Genomic DNA, 24005 nt, shown 5'->3' with positions numbered 1-24005 from the left:
CGCCGCGTCAGCGCGACCGCTTGGCCAGCCGCTCGACGTCCAGCAGGATCACCGCGCGGGCCTCCAGCCGCAGCCACCCACGCTGCGCGAAGTCCGCCAGCGCCTTGTTGACCGTCTCGCGGGACGCGCCGACCAGCTGGGCCAGCTCTTCCTGCGTCAGGTCGTGCACCACGTGGATGCCCTCCTCCGACTGCACGCCGAAGCGGCGCGACAGGTCGAGGAGCGCACGGGCGACGCGGCCCGGGACGTCCGAGAAGACCAGGTCGGACATCTGGTCGTTGGTCTTGCGCAGCCGGCGGGCGACGGCGCGCAGCAGCGCCGTGGCCACCTCCGGGCGCGCGTTCAGCCAGGGCTGGAGGTCGCCGTGGCCCAGGCCCAGCAGCTTGACCTCGGTCAGCGCGGTCGCCGTGGCGGTACGCGGACCCGGGTCGAACAGCGACAGCTCGCCGATCAGCTCGCCGGGGCCGAGGACGGCCAGCATGTTCTCGCGGCCGTCGGGCGAGGTGCGGTGGAGCTTGACCTTGCCCTCGGTGACCACGTACAGGCGGTCGCCGGGGTCGCCCTCGTGGAAGAGGGCGTCGCCGCGGGCGAGCGTCACCTCACTCATCGAGGCGCGGAGCTCCGCGGCCTGCTCATCATCGAGCGCCGCGAAGAGCGGGGCGCGCCGCAGAACGTCGTCCACGAGTTCTCTCCTTGTCGACCGGTACAGGGGACCGTGCTCCCCATTTTGCCGGACGGGGTAAACAGTGCGATCAATCACAAGGATGACGCACCCGGGCGCCGGACTGTGCGGCAGGGGGCCGATTGGGGTGCTGATTCGCTGTGGCCGGGGCGGATGTCAGTGCGTGGCTTTAGGCTGGCCGGGTGTCCAATTCGCCGGTGAGAGCGCAGGCCAGGGGGGCCGTACGAGTGTCCGCAGGCAGTGATTCCGCTGTGGGCGAACAGCCCGCTGCTAAACCGAAAAAAGCCGCGAAAGAATCAAAATCAGCCAATCGGGCCGCGTCGACGGCGTCCACGCCGCCGTCCGCCCCGGGCGCGTCGCCCACCCCGGCCACGCGCGCGAAGGCCCCGGCGAAGAAGGCAGCAGTGGCAAAGAAGGCCCCGGTAGCCAAGAAGGCTTCGGCGGCGAAGACGGCCCCGGCCGCGAAGAAGGCCTCGTCGGCGAGCCAGGCCGCCACCAAGAAGGCCGCCACCAAGGAGCAGGCTGCCAAGAGCGCCGCCGCCACGAAGCCCACCACCGCCCAAAAGACGGTCACCGCCAAGCAGACGGCCGCCAAACCCGAGTCCCACCTCGCCATGGTCCGCCGCGCCCGCCGGATCAACCGCGAGCTCGCCGACGTGTACCCGTACGCCCACCCCGAGCTCGACTTCCGCAACCCCTTCGAGCTGCTGGTCGCCACCGTCCTGTCGGCCCAGACCACCGACCTGCGGGTCAACCAGACGACGCCCGCGCTGTTCGCCGCGTATCCGACTCCGGAGGAGCTGGCGGCGGCGAATCCGGAGGACGTCGAGGAGCTGATCCGGCCGACCGGGTTCTTCCGGGCCAAGACCAAGTCGATCATGGGCCTCGCGGCCGCCCTCCGCGACGACTTCGGCGGGAACGTGCCGGGCCGCCTCGACGACCTGGTGAAGCTCCCGGGAGTGGGCCGCAAGACGGCGAACGTGGTGCTCGGCAACGCCTTCGGCGTTCCCGGCATCACCGTCGACACGCACTTCGGCCGTCTCGTACGCCGCTGGAAGTGGACGGACGAGGAGGACCCGGTCAAGGTCGAGGCCGTGGTCGCCGAGATCTTCCCGAAGAGCGAGTGGACGATGCTCTCGCACCGCGTCGTCTTCCACGGCCGCCGCATCTGCCACGCCCGCAAGCCCGCCTGCGGCGCCTGCCCGATCGCCCCGCTCTGCCCGGCGTACGGGGAGGGCGAGACGGACCCGGAGAAGGCGAAGAAGCTCCTGAAGTACGAGAAGGGCGGCCTCCCGGGCCAGCGCCTGTCCCCGCCACCGGACTACCCGGGCCTGCCCGCGCCCCCGCTGGGAGCCGGATGACAGGTGCCCCGGCGAAGGCCCGATGACGGCGACGGAACGAATGCGACCGGCCCGCACGTTGAGACCGGTGGAACGACGGGGGTGCCCATGACGCACGCGAGTGACACCAGCAGGACGTACGACAGGTTCAAAGGCGACGGCCGCAAGGGCGGCGACAGCGGCCCCGCCGTCAGCCGCGACGGCCTGCCCGCCTGGCTGGACCCCGTCGCGCGCGCGGCCGACGGCATCGAGCCGCTCCAGCTGAGCCGGTTCCTGCCGCCGGAGAGCGGGGACGGGCGGCAGTCCGCCGTCCTCATCCTCTTCGGCGAGGGCCCGCGCGGACCCGAGCTGCTGCTCATGGAGCGCGCCAGCCAGCTGCGCTCGCACGGCGGCCAGCCCTCCTTCCCCGGCGGCGCCCTCGACCCCGAGGACGGCGACCCGGGGACCACCGGCCCGCTGCGCGCCGCCCTGCGCGAGGCCGAGGAGGAGACGGGCCTCGACCCCGAAGGGGTCCAGATCTTCGGCGTGCTGCCCCGGCTCTACATCCCGGTGAGCGCCTTCGTGGTCACGCCCGTCCTCGGCTGGTGGCGCGAGCCGAGCGCGGTGCGCGCGGTGGACGCGGCGGAGACCGCGCGGGTCTTCACCGTCCCCGTGGCGGATCTCACTGACCCGGCCAACCGTGCGACCGCCGTGCACCCGCGCGGCCACGCAGGACCGGCCTTTCTGGTCGAATCCGCCCTCGTCTGGGGCTTCACGGCCGGGGTGATCGACCGGTTGCTGCACTTCTCGGGCTGGGAGCGGCCCTGGGATCGCACCAGGCGGGTCCCGCTCGACTGGCACGCGTGACAGGCTGACCCCGTGAACGTGCTGGACATCCTGTTGCTGGTCGCCGCCGTGTGGTTCGCGATCGTCGGCTACCGCCAGGGCTTCGTCGTCGGCATCCTGTCGGTGATCGGCTTCCTCGGCGGTGGTCTCATCGCCGTGTATCTGCTGCCGGTCATCTGGGACCAGCTCACCGACAAGCGGGAAGTGTCGACCACCGCGGCGATCGTCGCTGTCGTGGTCGTGATCGTCTGCGCCTCCGTGGGCCAGGCCTTCACCACCCATCTGGGCAACAAACTGCGCCAGCACATCACCTGGTCGCCCGCCCGCGCCCTGGACGCCACGGGCGGCGCGCTCGTCAACGTCCTCGCGATGCTCCTGGTCGCCTGGCTGATCGGCACCGCGCTCTCCCCGCTGGCCGACCCCCAGCAGGGTCCCCAGCGGCCCGGCAACGCCCTGGGCAGGGCCGTCGACGACTCGCGCATCCTGCACGGCGTCGACAAGGCGATGCCCAAGCAGGCGCACACCTGGTTCTCGGACTTCTCCTCGATGCTCGCGAAGAACGGGCTGCCGCAGGTCTTCGCCCCGTTCACACACGAGTCGATCACGCAGGTCCCGGCCCCCGACCCGGCGCTGGCGGGCAGCCCGGTCGCGGCCCGCGCCAAGAGCTCCATCGTCAAGATCACCGGCACCGCCCCGAGCTGCGGCAAGCGCCTGGAAGGCACCGGCTTCGTCTTCGCCGACCGCCGCGTGATGACCAACGCCCACGTAGTGGGCGGTGTGGACGACCCCAAGATCCAGATAGGCGGTCAGGGCCGGACGTACGACGCGACGGTCGTGCTCTACGACTGGCGCCGCGACATCGCCGTCCTGGACGTCCCCGACCTGCGCGCCCCGGCGCTGCACTTCTCCTCCGGGGCCGCCCACAGCGGCAGCGGCGCCATCGTGGCGGGCTTCCCCGAGGACCAGCCGTACGACGTGCGCGCCGCGCGCGTGCGCGGCCGGATCACCCCGCCCGGCCCCGACATCTACCACCGCGGCACCGTCACCCGCGAGGTCTACTCGCTGTTCACCACGGTCCGCCCCGGCAACTCCGGCGGCCCGCTGCTCAGCCCCGACGGCAAGGTCTACGGCGTCGTCTTCGCCAAGTCCCTCGACGACCCGAACACGGGCTACGCGCTGACGGCCGCCGAGATCCGCGAGGATGTCCAGCTGGGCCGCACCGCCAACCAGCAGGTCGACAGCCAGCAGTGCGCCCTCTGACCCGCCGCACGGCCGCCCCCTGACGGCCCCGCCCGACCCTGGACCCTGGAGAGGCCGGAAATGCGACTGACGATCCTCGGCGGCGGCGGTTTCCGCGTCCCGCTGGTGTACGGCGCCCTGCTGCGCGACCACGAGCCCGGCCGGATCACCGAGGTCACGCTGCACGACGTGGACGCGGCCCGCCTCTCCGCCATCGCCAGGGTCCTCGCCGACCAGGCGCGCGACATCCCGGACGCGCCCCTCGTGCGCGCCACCACCGACCTCGACGAGGCGCTGACCGGCACCGACTTCGTCTTCTCCGCGATCCGCGTCGGGGGCCTCGCGGGCCGGGCCGCCGATGAGCGCGTGGCGCTGGCCGAGGGGGTCCTGGGCCAGGAGACGGTCGGCGCGGGCGGCATCGCGTACGGACTGCGGACCGTGCCCGTGGCGGACGCCGTCGCCCAGCGGATCAAGGCGCTCGCCCCCGACGCCTGGGTCATCAACTTCACCAACCCGGCCGGTCTCGTCACCGAGGCCATGGCCCGCCACCTGGGCGAACGCGTCATCGGCATCTGCGACTCGCCGGTGGGCCTGGCCCGCCGCGTGGCCCGCACGGTCGGCGCCGACCCCGAGGCCGTACGCCTGGACTACGCGGGTCTGAACCACCTGGGCTGGCTGCACGGGCTGTACGAGGGCGAACAGGACGTACTGCCGCGCCTGTTCGCCGACGACAGGCTGCTGACCTCGTTCGAGGAGGGCCGCCTCTTCGGCGCCGAGTGGCTGCGCTCGCTCGGCTCGGTGCCCAACGAGTATCTGCACTACTACTACTTCAACCGCGAGGCCGTGGCCGCGTACCAGCAGGCCGAGCGCACGCGCGGCGCGTTCCTCCTCGACCAGCAGGCGCGCTTCTACACGACCGTCGCCGACGGCGCGCACGCGTGGGACGCCTGGGACCGTACGCGGGCCGAGCGCGAGGCCACGTACATGAACGAGAACCGCGAGGTCTCGGGCGCGGGCGAGCGCGCCGCCGACGACATGCAGTCCGGCGGATACGAGAAGGTCGCCCTCGCGCTGATGCGTGCCATCGCGCGCGACGAGGCGGCCACGCTGATCCTCAACGTGCGCAACGGCGCCTCGCTCGACGCCCTCGACACCGAGGCCGTCATCGAGATCCCGTGCCGCATCGACGCCTCAGGCCCGCGCCCGCTGCCCGTCACCCAGCTGACCGGCCATGAGGCGGGCCTGGTCAGCGCGGTGAAGGCGGTCGAGCGGTGCGTCCTGGAAGCGGCCGAGAGCGGGTCCGCGCGGACGGCGGTCAAGGCGTTCGCCCTGCACCCGCTGGTCGACTCCGTCCAGGTCGCCAGACGGCTCCTGGACGGCTACCGCGCGGCCCACCCGGGCCTCGCCTATCTGCGCCCGTAAGTTCTGTCGCGTACGTTCGCTTACGTACGTGTATGGCGCAGCCGGGCCGAGACCCAGCGGGCCCGGCGGCGGAGGATACGCGGAATCCCGAGTTGGGGATCATGGCCCTGACCTTGCGGGCCGCCCCTCTCGTACGAAATCGGCGCGGTGGCCGAGCGGCGGTTGCGTGCTGCGTCACCGTAGTCGTGCGTCCAGCCCATACCCCGACGTCTGCCCGTGCCCCAAGGTCGGTAACCGCCTCTCGGGGGGCCAATTGGCCTATGCGCCGGGCATTTGGCTGTTCGTCAGACAACTGTTCCTGTCCGCTCACGGGAGCGTTTGGCCGGATCAGCGGTCGGGTTCGGGGTCCTTCAGCCAGTTGACCAGTTCGGTCGAGAACGCGGCCGGGTCCTCCTCATGGGGGAAGTGCCCCAGGCCGTCGAACAGCCGCCAGCGGTACGGCGCTTCGACGTACTCGCCGGAGCCCGCCGCGCTGCGGGTGCGCATCACCGGGTCGAGTGAACCGTGCAGATGCAGCGTCGGCACCCGCACCAGGCGCTTCATCCGGCGGTTGAACTGGATGCCGTCGGGCCGCGCCATCGACCGCACCATCCAGCGGTACGGCTCGATCGAGCAGTGCGCGGTCGAGGGAATCGTCATCGCGCGCCGGTAGACCTCCACGGCGTCGTCGTCCGGCGCCACCGGACCCGACCACTCCCGCATCAGCCGCCCCACCAGCGCCGCGTCGTCCGCGACGAGCTGACGCTCCGGCACCCACGGCCGCTGGAAGCCCCACACGTACGAGCCCGCCCGCGACTGCGAGACGTCGGAGAGCATCGCCGAGCGCCAGCGCCTGGGGTGCGGCATCGACGACACGGCGAGGCGGCGCACCAGCTTGGGCCGCATCACGGCCGCCGTCCAGGCGAGATAGCCGCCCAGGTCGTGCCCGACGAGCGCCGCGTCGGGCTCGCCGAGCGACCGTACGACCCCGGTGATGTCCAGCGCGAGGTTGGCCGGGTCGTAGCCCCGGGGGGTGCGGTCGCTGCCGCCGACGCCCCGCAGATCCATCGCGACCGCCCGGAAACCGGCGTCGGCGAGCGCGGTCAGCTGGTGGCGCCAGGTCCACCAGAACTGCGGGAAGCCGTGCAGCAGCAGCACCAGCGGCCCGTCGCCCAGCTCCGCGATGTGGAAGCGCGCACCGTTGGCGGCCACGTCCCGGTGGGTCCAGGGGCCGTCGATGCGGACGGGGCTGCCGTTGCCGCCGGGACTGCCCGTGGCGCCGTTACCGGTATCGGTTGCGGTCATGCAGACGAGCGTGCCACAGCGGGGGCCGCTTCCGTGACCGGGCGGGGATGCGGCTTGACGCTCCCGAGCACCGAGGCCGTCTGCTTGGCCGAGGCGATCGACTTCTCCGGCGGCTTGACCTTCTTGAACTTGGTCACCGCGAGCAGCCCGAGCAGCGCCGCGAGCAGCAGATACGCCCCGCCCACGATCAGGAACGACCAGGCGAGCCCCAGCCCCAGGTTGTGGATCCCGTACGCCGCCGCGAAGCTCAGCACCGGCAGCGAGAACAGGACGAACACGCCCGCGGTGCTGATGGCGAGGCCGCCGATCGCGCCGCGCTTGACGTCCTGGCGCAGCTCCGCCTTGGCGAGGGCGATCTCGTCGTGCACCAGCGCGGACATCTCGGCGGTCGCCGAGGCGACCAGCTGGCCGAGGCTGCGCTCGGCGCCGCCGGCGGTGTTGCTGGGGTCGCTCATTCGCTGACTCCCTCTCCTCTTCTGCGGTCCCGTCTTCCCGGGCCCGGATGTTCGTACTCCGGCCCAGATGTCAGATCATGCCGGACGGCCGCCCTCGTCGCTCCCCGCCCCCGCCAGTTGCGCCAGGCGGCGGTGCTCGGCGGCCTTCTCCTCGTGGATCGCGGCCATCCGCAGGTGGTAGGCCGGATTGTCCTGTTCATAACAGTCCGGGATGCCGTCGTGGTCCTCGTCGCGCTCCTCCTCCGCCACGAGCACCTGATACCGCTTGACGCGCAACTTGAGCAGTACGGTCGCGAGGGCGGCCGCGATCAACGACCCCATGAGAACGGCGGCCTTGATCTCGTCGGTGAGCGCCCCGGCGCCGTCGAAGGCCAGCTCGCCGATGAGCAGGGAGACGGTGAAGCCGATCCCGGCGAGGGTGGCCACGGCGAACACATCGGGCCAGGCGAGGTCCTCGTTGAGCTCGGCCTTGGTGAACCGCGCGGCGCACCACGTACCGCCGAAGATGCCCACCGCCTTGCCGACCACCAGGCCGAGCACCACGCCGAGTGTCTCCGGCCGGGTGAAGACGTCGGCGAGCGCCCCGCCGGTGACCCCGACCCCGGCCGACATCAGCGCGAACAGCGGCACGGCGAGCCCGGCGGACAGCGGCCGCACCAGGTGCTCGATGTGCTCGCCGGGGGAGTGCTCCTCGCCCTCGCGCCGGGTGCAGCGCAGCATCAGCCCCATGGCGACGCCCGCGATGGTGGCGTGGACGCCGCTGTTGTACATCAGCCCCCAGATGACCAGGGCCAGCGGTACGTACACGTACCAGCCCCGTACGCCCTTGCGCAGCAGCAGCCAGAACACGGCGAGCCCGACCACGGACCCGCCGAGCGCGGCGAAGTCGATCTCCTTGGTGAAGAAGACGGCGATGATCAGAATGGCGAAAAGATCATCAACAACGGCGAGCGTGAGCAGGAACGCGCGCAGGGCGCTCGGCAGCGAGGTCCCGATGACGGCGAGCACGGCGAGCGCGAACGCGATATCGGTCGCGGTCGGCACCGCCCACCCGTCCATCGACCCGCCGCCCACGGTGTTGACCAGCGCGTATACGAGCGCGGGCACGGCCATACCGCAGATCGCGGCGATCACGGGCAGCGCGGCGGCCTTGGGATCACGCAACTCCCCGGCGACCAGCTCACGCTTGAGCTCGATCCCGGCGACGAAGAAGAAGACGGCGAGAAGTCCGTCAGCGGCCCAGTGCTGAAGGGAAAGATCCAGCCCGAGGGAGCCGATGCCGATGTGGAAGTCCCGAACGCTGGCGTAACTCCCCCCAAGGGTGTTGGCCCAGATCAGCGCAACGATGGCGGCCACAAGGAGCAACACACCACCGACGGTCTCGGCCCGCAGCGCATCGGCGACAAAGTTCCGCTCGGGCAGCGAAAGCCGCCCGAGAAACTTCCGGCGGCTGGTGTCATTACGGGATACGGGCGCGGCCACGGGGGACGACCTCCGGTCGGTTCGGCGGGCATGACAAAGCACATTGCCGACCAGACTTCCCGGCACACCTGGGTCTCGCTTGCAGATCCCTCTCGCGGATCGCTCCGACGCGGCCCCCGTTCGAGGGACCCCTCTTGTCGCGCCATTGACGCGATCCTTACTTTACCTAACTCTTTACGCGGCCGCAGGGATGAATCCGGCGATCTTCACTTTATGGGGTGGGAGCGGGTGCGGCGCGGGGGCGCGGGTGGGGGGCCGGGGTCCGGGGCGGAGCCCCGAGGGGGGCGCAGGGGCGGAGCCCCGCGTACCCACCCATCCGGGCGGGGTGCAGGGGCGCAGCCCAGTTCACCCACCCACCCGCAGCCGGGGTCCGGGGGCGGAGCCCGCTGCCCACCCACCCCAGCGGGGTCCGGGGCGGAGCCCCGAAGCGGGGTGCAGGGGTCGCAGGCCCCGCGAAGGGGGTCTGGGGGCGCAGCCCCCGGGGAACACCCCTCCCACCTCAACCCCCACCCACCCCCGGAGGGTTAAGGGAACGGGCGGGGTGGGGAAAAACGCCGGAGGCCCAGCCACGCACCACGCGCAGCTGGGCCTCCACGAACCCCCCCCAGGGGGGCGGCGTCAGTCCTCGCTCGACGCGCTAGGCAGCTTCGTCTGGATCAGATCCATCACCGACGAGTCGGTGAGCGTCGTGACATCCCCCAGCTCCCGATTCTCGGCAACATCCCGCAGCAACCGCCGCATGATCTTCCCCGACCGGGTCTTCGGCAGCTCCGCCACCGGCAGCACCCGCTTCGGCTTGGCGATCGGCCCCAACGTGGCCCCGACGTGCGCCCGCAGCTCCTCCACAAGCCCGTCCGACTCCGCAGCCGACCCCCGAAGGATCACGAACGCCACGATCGCCTGCCCGGTCGTCTCGTCGGCCGCACCGACCACCGCCGCCTCGGCGACCGACGGGTGCGAGACGAGCGCCGACTCGACCTCGGTCGTCGAGATGTTGTGCCCGGACACCAGCATCACGTCGTCGACGCGCCCGAGCAGCCAGACGTCCCCGTCGTCGTCCTTCTTCGCCCCGTCACCGGCGAAGTACTTGCCCTCGAACCGCGACCAGTACGTGTCGATGAACCGCTGGTCGTCGCCCCAGATCGTGCGCAGCATCGACGGCCAGGGCTCGGTGAGGACCAGGTATCCGCCGCCCCCGTTCGGCACCTCGCGCGCCTCGTCGTCGACGACGGTCGCCGAGATACCCGGCAGCGCGCGCTGCGCGGAACCCGGCTTCGTCTCGGTCACCCCCGGCAGCGGCGAGATCATCATCGCCCCGGTCTCGGTCTGCCACCAGGTGTCCACGATCGGGCACTTGTCGGCCCCGATGTGCTTGCGGTACCAGATCCACGCCTCGGGGTTGATGGGCTCGCCCACCGACCCCAGCACCCGCAGCGACGACAGGTCGAACTTCGCGGGGATGTCGTCGCCCCACTTCATGAACGTACGGATCGCCGTCGGCGCCGTGTACAGGATCGTCACCCCGTACTTCTGCACGATCTCCCAGAACCGCCCCTGGTGCGGGGTGTCCGGCGTGCCCTCGTACATGACCTGCGTCGCGCCGTTCGCCAGCGGCCCGTAGACGATGTACGAGTGGCCGGTCACCCAGCCGATGTCGGCGGTGCACCAGTACACATCGGTCTCGGGCTTGAGGTCGAAGACCGCGTGGTGGGTGTACGCGGCCTGCGTCAGATAGCCGCCGGACGTGTGCAGGATGCCCTTCGGCTTCCCCGTCGTCCCGGACGTGTACAGGATGAACAGCGGGTGCTCGGCGTCGAACGCCTGCGGGGCGTGCTCGGCGGACTGCCGCCCGACGATGTCGTCCCACCACACATCGCGGCCCTCGGTGAACGCGGTCTCCTGCCCCGTACGCCGCACCACCAGCACATGCTCGACCTGCGGGCACTTCGCCACGGCCTCGTCGATCGCGGGCTTCAGCGCCGACGGCTTGCCCCGGCGGTAGCCGCCGTCGGCCGTGATGACCAGCTTGGCGTCGGCGTCCTGGATACGGGAGGCGACGGCGTCGGCCGAGAAGCCGCCGAAGACGACGGAGTGCGCCGCACCGATCCGCGCGCAGGCGAGCATCGCGACGGCCGCCTCGGGGATCATCGGCAGATACACCGCGACCCGGTCACCCGCCTGGACGCCCAGCTCGGTAAGGGCGTTGGCGGCCCGCGAGACCTCGTCCTTCAGCTCCGCGTAGGTGATGGCCCGGCTGTCGCCCGGCTCGCCCTCGAAGTGGATGGCGACCCGGTCACCGTTCCCGGCCTCGACGTGCCGGTCCACGCAGTTGTACGCGACGTTGAGCTTGCCGTCGGCGAACCACTTCGCGAAGGGCGGGTTCGACCAGTCCAGCGTCTCGGTCGGCTCGGTGGCCCAGGTCAGGCGCCGGGCCTGCTCGGCCCAGAAGCCCAGCCTGTCCGCCTCGGCCCGCTCGTACGCCTCCGCCGTCACGTTGGCGTTCGCGGCCAGCTCGGCCGGCGGTGCGAACCGCCGGTCCTCCTTGAGCAGGTTGGCCAGGCTTTCGTTGCTCACGACATCTCCCTTTCCCAGGGCGTCCTATGTGCCTATGTGTCCCGGGCCATAGCTCATCAGGCCAATCGCCGGGTGACAAGAGTCTCCTGAAAATTGGTTTAGACCTGTAAGCGTTGCGGCTCGTCGGCGCGTCGTCAGACGTTCTCATGAACGTGCTCACGCACGCACACAGGCACATTCTTTCGGACGTTTCCTCGGATGCTCTCAGAGCGGGGGATACGGGAGATGTCGTGAGCTCAGGCGCACGACTGCGCCGGTGTCGTCGGCCCTACCCCCTCGAAGACCTCCTGGACGTCGTCGTACGCCAGCAAGTACGCCTGGGCCTCGCCCACATGGAAGTACATCCCGTGCAGCGCCAGCGTGCCCTCGGCGAGCCGCCGCGCCACCGACTCATGGCGGCGCAGATGCTCCAACTGCTGCACCACATTGGTGAGGCAGAGCTGTTCGACCGCGTCGGCGGGCAGCCGCCCGGCGATCCGCGCCCAGGCGTGCCGACGGCTGGCCATCCGCTCCAGGCTCGGCAGCCCGTGCCGCAGCCAGCGGCCCAGCGGCGTCTGCGGGGCGCCCGGCCGGGTGTTGAGGAGTGCCTGCATCGCCCCGCAGCCGGAGTGTCCGCACACCGTGATGGACTCGACCCGCAGCACCTCCACCGCGTACTCGATAGCCGCCGCCACCGAGTCGTCCGCACTCTCGGCGCCGGGCGGCGGCACCAGGTTGCCCACATTGCGCACGGTGAACAGATCACCCGGGCCGCTCGACGTGATCATGCTGGTGACCAGCCGGGAGTCCGCGCAGGTGAGGAAGAGCTGGGACGGCTTCTGCCCCTCCCGCGCCAGCCTCGCCAACTCGTCCCGCACCAGCGGCGCGGTGTTCCGCTGGAACGCGCTGAGCCCGCTGGCCAGTTGATGCCCATGCGCCCGCTGAGCGGGAGCCTTGTCGTGGCAGTAGTGGTTGCGCCACGGCGTCCACGGCCGACAGCACCCATGCCCGCCCGACGCGGCCTCGGCGGCCTTTCCTCGGACGTGGGCCTGAACCCTGGCCTTCTCCCCGGCCCTCGGCTCGGCCCGGTCGGCCGGGCCCGCCTGGGTGGGAGCTTCCTGGCGGGCGGGAGAGGCCCCGATCCCGGAGCGCCCGGTGATCCGTACCCCACCGCCCCGCGCGATATGGGCGTCCTGCCAGCCCTGGAGTGCTTCGTACGCCGCGTGGTCCATGAAGGACCCGTTCAACTCCACCACGGCGCTGGCCCCTTGGGGCACCTGGTTCAGTGCCCGGGTCAGCCTCGGTACGGCCAGGAACGTCAACTGGCCCCGGGCGCACACCAGATACGTCCCGTCGTCCAGTGGCCGCACCGTGATCCGGGTCCGCGTCAGCCGGTGCAGCGCGACCGCGACGGCCACCGCGACCCCGATGGCCACGCCCTGGAGCACCCCGAACAGGAGCACCCCGGCCACTGTCGCCACGTACACCAGGAACTCGCGGTGCTTGTGGACGTTGCGGATGTGCGCGAAGGACACCATCTGGATGCCGACCACCATCACCAGTGCGGCGAGCGCGGCCAGCGGGATCCATTCCAGGACGGCCACCAGCAGCCCGGCGGCGAGCAGCACCCAGACCCCGTGCAGCACGGTGGAGGCCCGGCCGACCGCTCCGGCCCGTACGTTCGCACTGCCCCGCACCGCGCCTCCGGAGACCGGCATTCCGCCGAGCAGGCCGGAAACGGCGTTGGCGATGCCCTGCCCGCGCAGCTCCCGGTCGAGGTCGGCCCGGGGCGGCGCGGCGACCGTTCGCTCGGCGGCGAGTTTGTCCACGGCGACGGCGGAGAGCAGCGACTCCAGGCTGGCCACGAGCGTCACCGTCAGTACGGCGGCGGCCAGCCCGGCCACCGTCCCCTGCGGCAGCTCGGGCAGTACATGCGCGTCCCAGGAGGGCAGTTGGACGCGCGCGACGCTCGGTGCGGCGAAGGCGGCCACCCCGGTGGCGACCACCACGCAGGCGAGCGCGGCCGGGACGCGTCGCACCACCTTGCCGATCCGCCCCGGAAGGCGCGGCCAGGTGATGAGCACGGCGATGGTGAGCGCCCCGACGAGGGGTGCGGCAGGGCCGACCTTGGCCAGTTGGCCGGGCAGGGCAAGGGCGTTGTCGACGGCCGAGCTCTGCGGGGAGCCGCCCAGGACGATGTGCAGTTGGGCGAGCGCGATGGCGGCACCGATGCCGGCGAGGGTGCCGTGCACGATGGCGGGGCTCACCGCGAGCGCGGAGCGCGCGGTTCTCAGTGAGCCGAGTGCGATCTGGAGCAGACCCGCGAGAACGGTGATGGCGCAGGTCGTGCGCCAGCCGTAGTTCTGGATCAACTCGGCCGTCACCACCGTGAGTCCGGCGGATGGGCCACTGACAAGGAGCGGTGAGCCGCCGAGCAGCCCGGCGACGATTCCGCCGACACCGGCGGCGATCAGAGAGGCTTCCAGCGGGGCGTCGATGGCGACGGCGAGACCGAGCGACATCGGCACGGCGAGCAGGAAGACAGTGACGGATGCGGACAGGTCACGGCCCGCGATCCGGAAGCGGCGGCGGCCTCCGTGGGGTGGCGGGCTGTGCGGGCGGTGCGTGTGATCGGGGTGAGTGAGGGGCTGGGTGCGAGTGGGGACGCAGGCAGACATGGTTCCCGTCTCCTCCGGGGCAGCGCGGTCGCGGATGTGGGGTCGCGGCCGTGGGTCACGGCGTGCAGCGGCGGGATTCTCAACTCTCGGTAAATGAATCGTAATGCAGAGTAAAGGTCGGTGCCTCGCATTCCTGGCAAATAGGGCAACGATTCACTCGTAACGGTGAATAAGCAGCTTTTCGTTCGGCACGTCGCGGCCTCTTCCCTCACGCTGCATGTCACTTTTGCGGCGATTTGATGGCATTCAGCGCGAGAGATCTGCGGGTCTACGGGTCTACGGATCAGCTGATCTGCGAGGAAGAGGGTGGGCGGATGATGGCCGCCACGAAGAGGATCACCACCGGGGTCGTCGCCGCCGCGCTGGTCGCGGGGGTCGCCGGGTGTTCGGTGGGCAACCCCAACAAGGCGGGCTCCCACGGTGCGGGTCAGCCCGGTGCCGCCGCCCCGAAGAGCGCCGTGCGCCTGATCGGGGACGGCTCCACCGCGTTCACCGGACTCCAGCCCCATCTGCTCAAGCCCCGCAAGCTGGCGGCCGGTCAGCAGCCGCCGCAGTTCGTGGTGTTCTCCTGGGACGGCGCGGGCGAGGACAGCCAGCGGCTCTTCTCCCACTTCCGCGAGGTCGGCAAGAAGTACAACGCGACCATGACGTACTTCCTCAGCGGCGTGTACATGCTCCCGGAGGAGAGGCGCGAGCTCTACACCGCGCCCAAGCACTCCCCGGGCAGCAGCGACATCGGCTTCAACGACCTCAAGGGGATCAAGGACACCGTCACCCAGCTGCGCGACGCGTGGCAGGAGGGCAACGAGGTCGGCACCCACTTCAACGGCCACTTCTGCGGGAACGACGGCGGCGTCGGCACCTGGTCGGTGGAGGAGTGGAAGAGCGAGATCGCGCAGGCCAAGTCCTTTGTGAAGAACTGGAAGTCGAACTCCGGCCTCAAGTCGGAGGCGCCGCTTCCGTTCGACTACGACAAGGAGCTCATCGGCGGCCGCACGCCCTGCCTGGAGGGCCGCAAGAACTTCGTGACGGCCGCCGGCGAGCTCGGCTGGCGCTATGACACCAGCGCCGTCGACGACCAGGTGTGGCCCAAGAAGAACGACAACGGCGTCTGGGACCTGTCGATGCAGCTGGTCCCCGTCCCGGGCCGGGGCTTCCAGACGCTGTCGATGGACTACAACTTCTACATGAACCAGTCGAACGCGATGACCGGCGATGCCGACCAGTTCGAGTACTGGGGCAACCAGATGCGCGACGGCCTGCTCCAGGCCTTCGACCGCTCGTACAACGGAAACCGCGCGCCGCTGATCATCGGCAACCACTTCGAGTCCTGGAACGGCGGCACCTATATGCGGGCCGTCGAGGACACGATCAAGACGGTCTGCGTCAAGCGTGACGTCCACTGTGTGTCGTTCCGTCAGCTCGCCGACTGGCTGGACGCCCAGGACCCGTCGACACTCGACAAGTTCCGTCAGCTGAAGGTCGGTGAGGCGCCGAAGGGCGGCTGGACGGCTTTCCTGGCCGCCCAGCCCGCCGTACCGGCGCCGATCCAGCCGGCCAAGCCGCTCCACCAGCCGGGCCTCAAGCAGGCCGCGGCGCACTGACCGGTCGGGAGCCGGGCCCGCGCCGAGGAGCCGTCAGCTCGGCTGTGGAACCGCCAGTTCCTCATTGAGTACGAAGACGGGGTCGACCTGCGCCGCCAGGTCGGCGCCCGTCTTCGCGTTCCCCCAGCTCTCCGCGTTCTTGAGATGGAAGTGCACCATCTGACGCGTGTACCGCTCCCAGTCGCGGTGTTCGTACGAGTCGTCCGCCGCGTCCTGGAGGGCTTGCAGGGCGAGGCGGTTGTCCGCCTCCAGGAGCTCGAAGCGCGGCGGGCGCCCCTTCTCCATCGCGCGCACCCAGTCGGAGTGGCCGACCGCGACCAGCAGGTCGTCGCCGACCTCGGCGCGCAGGAAGTCCAGGTCGTCCTGGCCCTGCACCTTGTTGCCCACGACCTTCAGCGCGACCCCGAAGTCGCGCGCGTAGTCCTTGTACTGGCGGTAGACGGACACGCCCTTGCGGGTCGGCTCGGCGACCAGGAAGGTCATGTCGAACCGGGTGAACATCCCCGAGGCGAACGAGTCGGATCCTGCCGTCATGTCGACGACGACGTACTCGTCGGGCCCGTCCACCAGGTGGTTCAGGCACAGCTCGACCGCCCCGACCTTCGAGTGGTAGCAGGCCACCCCCAGGTCGGAGTCGGTGAACGGGCCGGTCGCCATCAGCCGGATGTCCCCGTCGTCCAGGACGACCCGCCGCGCGCACGCCTCGTACACCGGGTTGGACTCGCGGATCCGCAGCAGCCGCGAACCCCGGCCGGGGGGAGTGGTCTTGATCATCGTCTCGGCGGAGGCGATCCGGGGGTTGGTGCCGCGCAGGTAGTCCTTGATCAGGGGCAGGTGTGCGCCCAGCGCGGGCAGCGCGGCGGCCTCCGCCTCGTCGAGCCCGAGCGCGGCTCCCAGGTGCTGGTTGATGTCGGCGTCGACGGCGAGGACGGCGGCCTCGTTGGCGGTGAGGTGACGGATGAAGAGCGAGGACAGCGTGGTCTTTCCGCTGCCGCCCTTGCCCACGAAAGCGATCTTCATGTTCACCAACGGTAATCGCATCGCTGCGGAAAGTAGGGGTGTCGAGTGAAGAAGACCACTCGAAGGTGGGGTGTGGGCCCGGGGCGCGTAGCCTCCCTACTTATGAGTACGAACGCCTCGTCGGCCGCCGATCCGCTTGTCGCCCTGGGCTCGCTGCCGGGGGTACCGGACGCCGTGGACTCCGTACGCAAAGCCGTCGACCGGGTCTACGGCCACCGCGTGATGCGGCGCCGCAGCAACGAGATCACCTCGGAGGCGGCGCTGCGCGGGGCGCGCGCGAGCGCCGCGCTCTCCGGCGCCGACTGGGCGCTGGAGGAGGTGCGCCGGCGCACCGACTTCGGCTCGGAGTCCGAGGCGCGCACGGTCGGCGCGGCCCTGCGGCTGAGCGCCGAGGCCGGCCAGCTGCTCTCCATCTGGCGCCAGTCGCCCCTGCGGGTGCTGGCCCGGCTGCACCTGGTGGCGGCCGCCGACTCCGCCGACACGGTGGGCCGGCCCCGGCTGCACGGCGAGCCGGTGGACGAGCCGCTGATCGAACTGCCGGTGCCGGACGCGGACGAGGTGGCGGGCCGGCTTGAGGGCCTGTCGCAGCTGATCATCGCCGGGTCCTCGGCTCCGGCGCTGGTCACGGCCGCCGTGGTGCACGGTGAACTGCTCGCCCTGCGCCCCTTCGGCTCCTTCAACGGCCTGGTGGCGCGGGCCGCCGAGCGGATCGTGCTGATCGGCAGCGGCCTCGACCCGAAGTCGATCTGCCCGGCCGAGGTCGGCCATGCGGAGCAGGGGCGTGCGGCGTACGCGGCGGCGCTCGACGGCTATGTGTCGGGGACCCCGGAGGGCATGGCCGCCTGGATCGCGTTCTGCGGCCGCTCGGTCGAGCTCGGTGTGCGGGAGTCGACGGCGGTCTGCGAGGCGCTGCAGCGCGGAGCGGCTTAGGAGCCGGGGCGGGGACCTGCGGTGCAAGGCCCGCAAAGGGCGGCGCTCAAAAAAGCAGGGCCCGCAAAGGGTTGCGGCGGTACCGGATCGGTACCGCCGCTGGCATGTTCACCGTGTTACCAAGCGTCCTCGATAGTTGCCCATCAGGTCGGGAACTTCTGCCCGTCACCTGGTGCGGCTGGCCCGTAATCGACGGGTCGACGTCGCGTGGGTGCTCGATGTTCATGCTCGGTCCGTGGGGCCGTGTTGCGTAGAAGGTGATCCTCTCGGATGTCCCAGGTCTCGCGGGCCGTTGCCTTATTTGTACTCCTGACCGCGGTGAAGCGGAACCCCTGGCTGCACTTCTTTACTTTTACGTTCAAACAGGACCAAACGGTCACGGCTGGTCGAGCGCCGGTATCCGCCGGTGTTCAGCGGCATCCGTGGGCCGGCGTGCCGGTGTACGCGAGTCAGCTCGCGGCGCCCGCACGGCGACGGCTCGCGTACCAGACGAGCCCCGCGGTGGCCGCCGCCGCACCGACGGCCGCCGCCGCGACCAGTGCCGGGCGGGGCGGCATGGAGATCGCGGGGAGCCGCTGCTTGAGCCGAACGGGTCGGTTGAAGACGAGAACCGGCCAATCTCGAATGGCCGCTTCGCGCCTTAGCGCCCGGTCCGGGTTGACCGCGAAGGGGTGGCCCACCGACTCCAGCATCGGCACATCGGTCGCCGAGTCGCTGTAGGCGTAGCAGCGCGCCAGGTCGTACCCCTCGGACGCGGCGAGCTCCTTGACCGCCTCCGCCTTGGTGGGGCCGTAGGCGTAGTACTCGACGTCTCCGGTGAAGCAGCCGTCCGGGCCGACGACCATGCGGGTGGCCACCACGCGGTCGGCCCCCAGCAGTTCGCCGATCGGCTCGACGACCTCGGCGCCGGAGGTCGAGACGATCACGACGTCGCGGCCGGCGGTGTGGTGCTCCTCGATCAAGGAGGCGGCCTCGTCGTAGATGATCGGATCGATCAGGTCGTGGAGGGTCTCGGCGACGATCTCCTTGACCTGCTGGACGTTCCAGCCCTTGCAGAGCGCCGACAGGTACTCGCGCATCCGCTCGATCTGATCATGGTCCGCGCCACCGGCGAGGAACACGAACTGTGCGTACGCCGTGCGCAGCACGGCCCGGCGGTTGATGAGTCCTCCTTGATAGAAGGACTTGCTGAACGTGAGAGTCGACGACTTGGCAATGACTGTCTTGTCCAAGTCGAAGAAGGCGGCGGTCCGCGGCAAGGAGTGGTTTTCCACGAAGGCGAGCATAGGCGCCCACCATTCGGCGTACGCTGGGGCGTGTGGGTTTGCCTGAGAAGGCTCTCGGGTACACCATGGAAGTCACGGATCGTTCGCGACCGTGCTAACCCGGTCCGGCTCCTCCCCCCCCGAGTCGGCCGGAGAGACGACCCCCGCTCTCCCCCCCGGCGGGGGTCGTCGCATGTCCGGATACATTTTCGGGTCCCGCGCACGATCCTTCCCCCCTCCCTCGGGCCGCGATGGCTCCTCCCTCTGCACGGTCTGACTCGTCACTGAGCGTAATGGTTCCGGTGCGCTCTGGAAGTCACCGGTATAGGTGAACGGAATATTCACAACCGCCGAGTTGTCCACAGCTTTTGACCAAGATCCACTTTATTTCCGGAACGCCTCCACCGTGATTCCAGTTCGCGAAGTCCGCGGACGCCAGGAATCGCAGTGAGAGGAGGCGGACATCATGGACGGACCCATGACGTCCGACCGGTCGGCGGGTGCGGAGGGGCGCCGCGCGAGGCCCCTGATCGTCACCGAGGACGAGGCGCTGCTCGACGATCTGCTGCGGCTGTGCGCCGCCGCGGGGGCCGAGCCGGAGGTGCGCCACGCGGTGCCCGAGCGCAGCGCCGGATGGGAGAGCGCACCCCTGATTCTGGTCGGGGACGACGCGGCGCCCCGGGTGCGCGGCGCGGCCCGAAGGCGCGGCGTACTGCTCGTCGGGCGGGACCAGGACGACCCCGGGGTGTGGCGGCTCGCGGTGGAGATCGGCGCCGACCATGTCTTGCGGCTGCCCGACGCGGAGCAGTGGCTCGTCGACCGGATCGCGGACGCGGCCGAGGGCGTGGGCCGCCAGGCGCTGACCGTCGGAGTGATCGGCGGGCGGGGCGGCGCCGGCGCGTCCACGCTGGCCTGCGCCCTCGCGGTGACGGCGGCCAAGGCCGGCCGGCGCACCATGCTCGTCGACGGGGACCCGCTGGGCGGCGGGTTGGACGTGCTGCTCGGGGGCGAACAGGCCGAGGGCAGACGATGGCCGGATTTCGCCGCTTCCCGGGGCCGGGTCGCCGGGGGCGCCCTTGAGGAGTCCCTGCCGTGGCTTCACTCGCTGCGGGTGCTCAGTTGGGACCGGGGCGACTCGGTGGTGATCCCGGCCGAGGCGATGCGGGCGGTCCTCGCGGCCGCGCGCAGACGCGGCGGTGTGGTGGTCGTCGACCTGCCCAGACGGGTGGACGACGCGGTGGCCGAGGCGCTCGCCCAGCTCGACCTCGGCCTGCTGGTCGTCCCCGGCGAACTGCGCGCGGTCGCCGCCGCCAACCGCGTCGCGTCCTCGGTCGGCATGGTCCTGCGGGACCTGCGCGCGGTGGTGCGCGGCCCGTACGCGGCGGGCCTCGACGAACAGTGGGTGGCGGCCGCCCTCGGGCTGCCCCTGGCAGGTGAACTGCCCATGGAATACGGCCTCTTGGAAGCCCAGGAGAACGGGGCGCCACCGGGCAGCCAGACACGCGGGTCCCTGTCCCGCTTCTGCACGGCCTTCTGGGAGCAGGCGCTGACGGGAGGTGCGGTCTCATGAGTACGGATGTGTCTCCGGGGGGCACGGCGGGCGGGCTCGGAGGCTCGCCCGGGCCGCTGCTCGACGCGGTGCGCCGACGGCTCGCGGAGAGCGGCGCAGAACCGACCCCCGCGCGCGTGGCGGCCGCGCTTCGGGCCCAGGGCCGTCTCCTCGGCGACGCGGAAGTCCTGGGCGGCGCCGAGCGGTTGCGCTCCGAGCTGGTCGGGACGGGGCCGCTGGAGCCCCTGCTCGCCGATCCGGCCGTCACCGACGTCCTGGTGTCCGCGCCGGACCGGGTGTGGGTGGACCGGGGTTCCGGTCTGGAGCTCACGGAGGTCCGTTTCAGCGACACCGCCGCGGTGCGCAGACTGGCCCAGCGTCTCGCGGCGGTCGCGGGGCGGCGCCTCGACGACGCCCGGCCATGGGTGGACGCGCGCCTGCCGGACGGGACGCGGATGCACGCGGTGCTCGCGCCGGTCGCGGTCGGGGCGGACTGTCTGTCGCTGCGGGTGATGCGGCCCAGGGCGTTCTCGCTGGGCGAACTGGTCGCCGCCGGGACGGTCCCGCCGGGCGGGGACGGGGTGCTGCGGGCACTCATCCAGGCCCGGGTCTCGTTCCTCGTGAGCGGGGGCACGGGCACGGGCAAGACGACCCTGCTGTCCACCCTGCTCGGCTTGGTGGGCGAGCGCGAACGGATCGTACTGGCGGAGGACTCGGCCGAGTTGAGGCCCGACCATCCGCACGTAGTGCGGCTGGAGTCGCGGCCCGCCAACCAGGAGGGCGCGGGTCTGGTGACCCTGCGGGACCTGGTGCGCCAGGCGCTGCGGATGCGCCCCGACCGGCTCGTCGTGGGCGAGGTGCGCGGCGCCGAGGTCACCGATCTGCTGGCCGCGCTCAACACCGGACACGACGGCGGCTGCGGCACTGTGCACGCCAACACGGCGGCGGATGTGCCCGCCCGCCTGGAGGCGCTGGGCACGGCGGCCGGGCTCGACCGGGCGGCCCTGCACAGCCAGTTGGCGGCGGCGCTTTCGGTGGTCCTCCATCTCGTACGGGACAGGGCCGGGCGGCGCCGGGTCGCCGAGGTGCGGGTGCTGGAGCGCGACGAGGCGGGGCTGGTGGTGGCCGTCCCGGCGCTGCGCTGGGCCAAGGGCGGCTTCGCCCAGGAGCGCGGCTGGGAACGGCTGCGGGTGCTGCTCGGAGGTGCGTGGTGACGAACTGGACGGCGGCGGACCCGGCCGCGCTGGTCACCCCGGCCTCGGCGGCTGCCGTGTGCGCGTTCGCGGCGGCCTGGCTCTCGGTGGGGCGGGACCAGGGGCTGCGCAGGGCACGGCTGGTGCTCGTGGGGGCGGCGGTCGAGCCGGAGGAGCCGCCGTGGGGGCGGCTCTGGGAGCGGCTGCGCGGCCGGGCACGGCCGGAGTGGCTGTGCCTGCCGGTCGCGGTGGTCGTGGCGGTGCTGGCGGACTCGGTACTGCCGCTGGCCGCCGGGGTGGTGGCGGTGCCGCTGGTGGGGCGGTGGCTGCGGGCCCGGGAGCGCGAGCGGGCGAAGTGGCGGCGCGGCGACGAGGTGGTCGCGTGGTGCGGCGTGGTGGCCGGGGAACTGCGGGCGGGACGCCAGCCCGGCCAGGCGCTGGCGGTGGCAGCCCGGGACACACAAGCGCTGGGCGAGGCCGAGGCGCAGGTGCTGGCGGCCGCGAGGTTCGGCGGCGACGTGGCGTTGGAGCTGCGGGTGGCCGCCCGGGAGCCGGGTGCGGAAGGACTCGCCGGGGTGGCCGCGTGCTGGCAGGTGGCGGTCGACGGCGGCACGGGCCTCGCCGCCGGACTGGAGCGCCTGGAGGCCGCGTTACGGGCCGACCGGGAGCAACAGGAGGAGTTGCGCGCTCAGTTGACGGGCCCGCGCACCACGGCCGTACTGCTGGCCCTGCTCCCGGTCCTCGGCCTGCTGCTCGGTACGGCGATGGGCGCGAGCCCGCTGCGCGTACTGCTGCACACCCCGGCCGGCTTCGGTTGCCTGGTGGTGGCCGGAGCGCTGGAGTTCGCGGGGCTGTGCTGGACTGCGCGGATCGTCAGGACGGGGGAGAAGGGGTGAGCGGGGTTCGGGTGGCCGCCGCCGGGCTCGGGGACGCCGGACTCGCGGGCTCGGTCTCGGGCTCGGCCGGCGAAGTGCTGCGGGATGTTTTCCACAGGCTGGGGGTGGTGACGGCGATGGTGTCCCTCCTCCTGTGGACAGGGCTGGAGGCGGCGCGCCGTAAACGTGAACGGACGGTCCGGCGACGGGGTGCGGCCCTGCTGGCGGCGACCGGGGACGCGGCGGTGCTGTTCACGGGGCGCGGCCGGGTGTGGGACCGGATGCGGGCGTGGCTGCCGGGCCAGGCGTCGGGGCGATCGATGCCGTTGCGGGACTGGGTCGGGCCACTGGGGGTCCTGGCCGGCGCGTACGTACTGATCGGCGGGGTGCCGGGCGCTGTGGCCGGGCTGGCGGGGGCGTACGGGGTGAGGCGCTGGGGGCGGCGCCGCAAGCCGGAGGGGGCGCGTGGCGAATCCGGGGCGGCGGACCCCGAACTTCCGCTCGCCGCCGACCTACTGGCCGCCTGTCTCTCCGCCGGGGCCGGACCCCGCGAGGCGGCGGGCGCGGTCGGGGAGTCGCTGGACGGCCCGGTGGGACGGCGACTGGTGCAGATCGCCGCGGAGTTGCGGCTGGGCGGCGACCCGGCCGAGGCGTGGGGGAGGTTGGGGGAGATATCGGGCGCGGCGGGGCTGGCCCGCTGTCTGGAGCGGGCCGGTTCGTCGGGGGCGCCCGCGGCGGGGCCGGTCGGGCGGGTGGCCGAGCGCTGTCGGGCCGAACGGGCCCGTACGACGGCGGCCCGGGCCAGACGGGCGGGCGTACTGATCACCGGCCCACTGGGCCTCTGTTTCCTGCCCGCGTTTCTCGCGGCCGGGGTGGCGCCGGTGGTCATCGGCCTGGCGAGCGGGCTGCTCAAGCACTGAGCCCGGCGACGCGAGCGGCCACCCACACGGGATCCACCACGGGCAGTTCACAGCGGGCGATTCACCACACACGAGCAACATCAGGCAACCAACAAGGGGTTGAGATGAAGGCGATGAAGGCATGGATGCGGCGTGCCGCGCACGGGCTGCGCGGGGACGTCGGGATGACGACCAGTGAATACGCGGTCGGAACGATCGCCGCGTGCGGCTTCGCGGCCGTGCTCTACAAGGTGGTGACGAGCGGAGCCGTCTCCTCGGCGCTTCAGTCGGTGGTGGAGAGGGCACTCAATGTCCAGTTCTGAAGGTGGGTGCGCCCGTTCGGCCGAACCGGCCCCAGGCGCTGACCGGGGCTTTGTGACGGCCGAGGCGGCCGTGGCGATACCTGCGCTGGCGTTGTTCGCGCTGGCCCTGCTCTGGGCGGTGATGGCGGCCGCCGCGCAGATCGAGTGCGTGGACGCGGCCAGGGCGGGGGCGCGGGCGGCCGCGCGGTCCGAGGCCGAGGGCGCGGTGCTGGCGGCCGCGCGCTCGGCGGCGCCGGACGGGGCGCGGGTCACGCTCGGCCGGAGCGGCGACCTGTGGCGCGTCCGGGTGGAGGCTCCGACGCCCGGTCCCGGCGCGCTGGCCCTCACGCTGACGGCCGACGCCGCCGCCCTCGCCGAGGACACGGTCGGGGAGGAGCAATGAGGGCG

General features: G+C 71.7%; 21 protein-coding genes. 12 read left to right on the top strand and 9 right to left on the bottom strand.

The features are described 5' to 3' along the window. Positions 1-7: 7 nt before the first annotated feature. Entirely contained in the window at positions 8-682 is a 675-nt protein-coding gene (locus ACT1U9_RS14070; RefSeq protein WP_017947815.1) for a Crp/Fnr family transcriptional regulator, read from the bottom strand. 251 nt (positions 683-933) lie between these two features. Between ACT1U9_RS14070 and nth the strand changes: the two genes are divergently transcribed. The 4 genes from nth (at position 934) to ACT1U9_RS14050 (ending at position 5508) form a co-directional block, all read left to right on the top strand. Continuing rightward, a complete protein-coding gene (gene nth, locus ACT1U9_RS14065) occupies positions 934-2043 on the top strand; it encodes an endonuclease III (RefSeq protein WP_444538635.1) in 1110 nt (369 codons plus the stop codon). A gap of 87 nt (positions 2044-2130) precedes the next feature. Next, positions 2131-2868, top strand: coding sequence for an NUDIX hydrolase (locus ACT1U9_RS14060; protein WP_444538634.1), 738 nt, complete (start codon positions 2131-2133; stop codon positions 2866-2868). 12 nt (positions 2869-2880) lie between these two features. Then, positions 2881-4107, top strand: coding sequence for a MarP family serine protease (locus ACT1U9_RS14055; RefSeq protein ID WP_444538633.1), 1227 nt, complete (start codon positions 2881-2883; stop codon positions 4105-4107). 60 nt (positions 4108-4167) lie between these two features. Next, positions 4168-5508, top strand: a complete 1341-nt coding sequence (locus ACT1U9_RS14050) for a 6-phospho-beta-glucosidase (RefSeq protein WP_444538632.1) — start codon at positions 4168-4170, stop codon at positions 5506-5508. Between the two features lie 20 nt (positions 5509-5528). Here the strand turns inward: ACT1U9_RS14050 and ACT1U9_RS14045 are convergent, their stop codons facing one another. From ACT1U9_RS14045 to ACT1U9_RS14020, 6 genes are all read right to left on the bottom strand, one after another. Then, complete coding sequence (locus tag ACT1U9_RS14045) at positions 5529-5708, bottom strand: hypothetical protein (RefSeq protein ID WP_361429496.1); 180 nt, start codon at positions 5706-5708, stop codon at positions 5529-5531. A 127-nt stretch (positions 5709-5835) separates the two neighbouring features. Further along, entirely contained in the window at positions 5836-6792 is a 957-nt protein-coding gene (locus ACT1U9_RS14040; RefSeq protein WP_444538631.1) for an alpha/beta fold hydrolase, read from the bottom strand. Beyond that, positions 6789-7247 carry a phage holin family protein gene (locus ACT1U9_RS14035; RefSeq protein ID WP_444538630.1) on the bottom strand — a complete coding sequence of 153 codons (459 nt, stop codon included), beginning with the start codon at positions 7245-7247 and terminating at the stop codon, positions 6789-6791. The genes ACT1U9_RS14040 and ACT1U9_RS14035 overlap by 4 nt, the downstream gene beginning before the upstream one ends. A 75-nt stretch (positions 7248-7322) precedes the next feature. Continuing rightward, positions 7323-8729 carry a Na+/H+ antiporter NhaA gene (gene nhaA / locus ACT1U9_RS14030; RefSeq protein ID WP_444538629.1) on the bottom strand — a complete coding sequence of 469 codons (1407 nt, stop codon included), beginning with the start codon at positions 8727-8729 and terminating at the stop codon, positions 7323-7325. A 618-nt stretch (positions 8730-9347) separates the two neighbouring features. Continuing rightward, a complete protein-coding gene (gene acs, locus ACT1U9_RS14025) occupies positions 9348-11303 on the bottom strand; it encodes an acetate--CoA ligase (protein ID WP_444538628.1) in 1956 nt (651 codons plus the stop codon). Between the two features lie 236 nt (positions 11304-11539). Next, positions 11540-13960: a bifunctional SulP family inorganic anion transporter/carbonic anhydrase gene (locus tag ACT1U9_RS14020; RefSeq protein ID WP_444538627.1), complete on the bottom strand. Its 2421-nt coding sequence runs from the start codon at positions 13958-13960 to the stop codon at positions 11540-11542. A 314-nt stretch (positions 13961-14274) separates the two neighbouring features. Between ACT1U9_RS14020 and ACT1U9_RS14015 the strand changes: the two genes are divergently transcribed. Beyond that, positions 14275-15564 carry a hypothetical protein gene (locus ACT1U9_RS14015; RefSeq protein ID WP_444539104.1) on the top strand — a complete coding sequence of 430 codons (1290 nt, stop codon included), beginning with the start codon at positions 14275-14277 and terminating at the stop codon, positions 15562-15564. A 33-nt stretch (positions 15565-15597) separates the two neighbouring features. On the opposite strand, the gene ACT1U9_RS14010 is transcribed toward ACT1U9_RS14015, so the two are convergent. Further along, positions 15598-16584, bottom strand: coding sequence for a nucleotide-binding protein (locus ACT1U9_RS14010; protein ID WP_444538626.1), 987 nt, complete (start codon positions 16582-16584; stop codon positions 15598-15600). A gap of 102 nt (positions 16585-16686) precedes the next feature. Between ACT1U9_RS14010 and ACT1U9_RS14005 the strand changes: the two genes are divergently transcribed. Then, positions 16687-17514, top strand: a complete 828-nt coding sequence (locus ACT1U9_RS14005; RefSeq protein ID WP_444538625.1) for an oxidoreductase — start codon at positions 16687-16689, stop codon at positions 17512-17514. 449 nt (positions 17515-17963) lie between these two features. Here the strand turns inward: ACT1U9_RS14005 and ACT1U9_RS14000 are convergent, their stop codons facing one another. Next, positions 17964-18800 carry an HAD family hydrolase gene (locus ACT1U9_RS14000; protein WP_444538624.1) on the bottom strand — a complete coding sequence of 279 codons (837 nt, stop codon included), beginning with the start codon at positions 18798-18800 and terminating at the stop codon, positions 17964-17966. Positions 18801-19245: 445 nt separating this feature from the next. Here ACT1U9_RS14000 and ssd point away from each other — a divergent pair, with 445 nt between their 5' ends. The 6 genes from ssd (at position 19246) to ACT1U9_RS13970 (ending at position 24000) form a co-directional block, all read left to right on the top strand. After that, positions 19246-20349 (top strand): septum site-determining protein Ssd, encoded by a 1104-nt coding sequence (gene ssd, locus ACT1U9_RS13995; RefSeq protein WP_444538623.1) that lies wholly within the window; start codon positions 19246-19248, stop codon positions 20347-20349. After that, on the top strand, positions 20346-21542 hold the full coding sequence (locus ACT1U9_RS13990) for a TadA family conjugal transfer-associated ATPase (protein WP_444538622.1): 1197 nt from the start codon (positions 20346-20348) through the stop codon (positions 21540-21542). Before ssd ends, ACT1U9_RS13990 begins: the two co-directional genes overlap by 4 nt. Further along, positions 21539-22417: a type II secretion system F family protein gene (locus ACT1U9_RS13985; protein WP_444538621.1), complete on the top strand. Its 879-nt coding sequence runs from the start codon at positions 21539-21541 to the stop codon at positions 22415-22417. Before ACT1U9_RS13990 ends, ACT1U9_RS13985 begins: the two co-directional genes overlap by 4 nt. Before the next feature lie 116 nt (positions 22418-22533). Beyond that, on the top strand, positions 22534-23316 hold the full coding sequence (locus tag ACT1U9_RS13980) for a type II secretion system F family protein (protein ID WP_444539103.1): 783 nt from the start codon (positions 22534-22536) through the stop codon (positions 23314-23316). A 104-nt stretch (positions 23317-23420) separates the two neighbouring features. After that, positions 23421-23618, top strand: a complete 198-nt coding sequence (locus ACT1U9_RS13975; protein WP_444538620.1) for a DUF4244 domain-containing protein — start codon at positions 23421-23423, stop codon at positions 23616-23618. A gap of 52 nt (positions 23619-23670) precedes the next feature. Beyond that, on the top strand, positions 23671-24000 hold the full coding sequence (locus ACT1U9_RS13970; RefSeq protein WP_444538619.1) for a TadE family type IV pilus minor pilin: 330 nt from the start codon (positions 23671-23673) through the stop codon (positions 23998-24000). Positions 24001-24005 lie beyond the last annotated feature (5 nt).

The organism is Streptomyces sp. BR1, from assembly GCF_052373795.1.
GTDB lineage: Bacteria > Actinomycetota > Actinomycetes > Streptomycetales > Streptomycetaceae > Streptomyces.
Note: the sequence above shows the minus strand (reverse complement) of the source record. Positions and strands in the feature narration are given on the sequence as shown.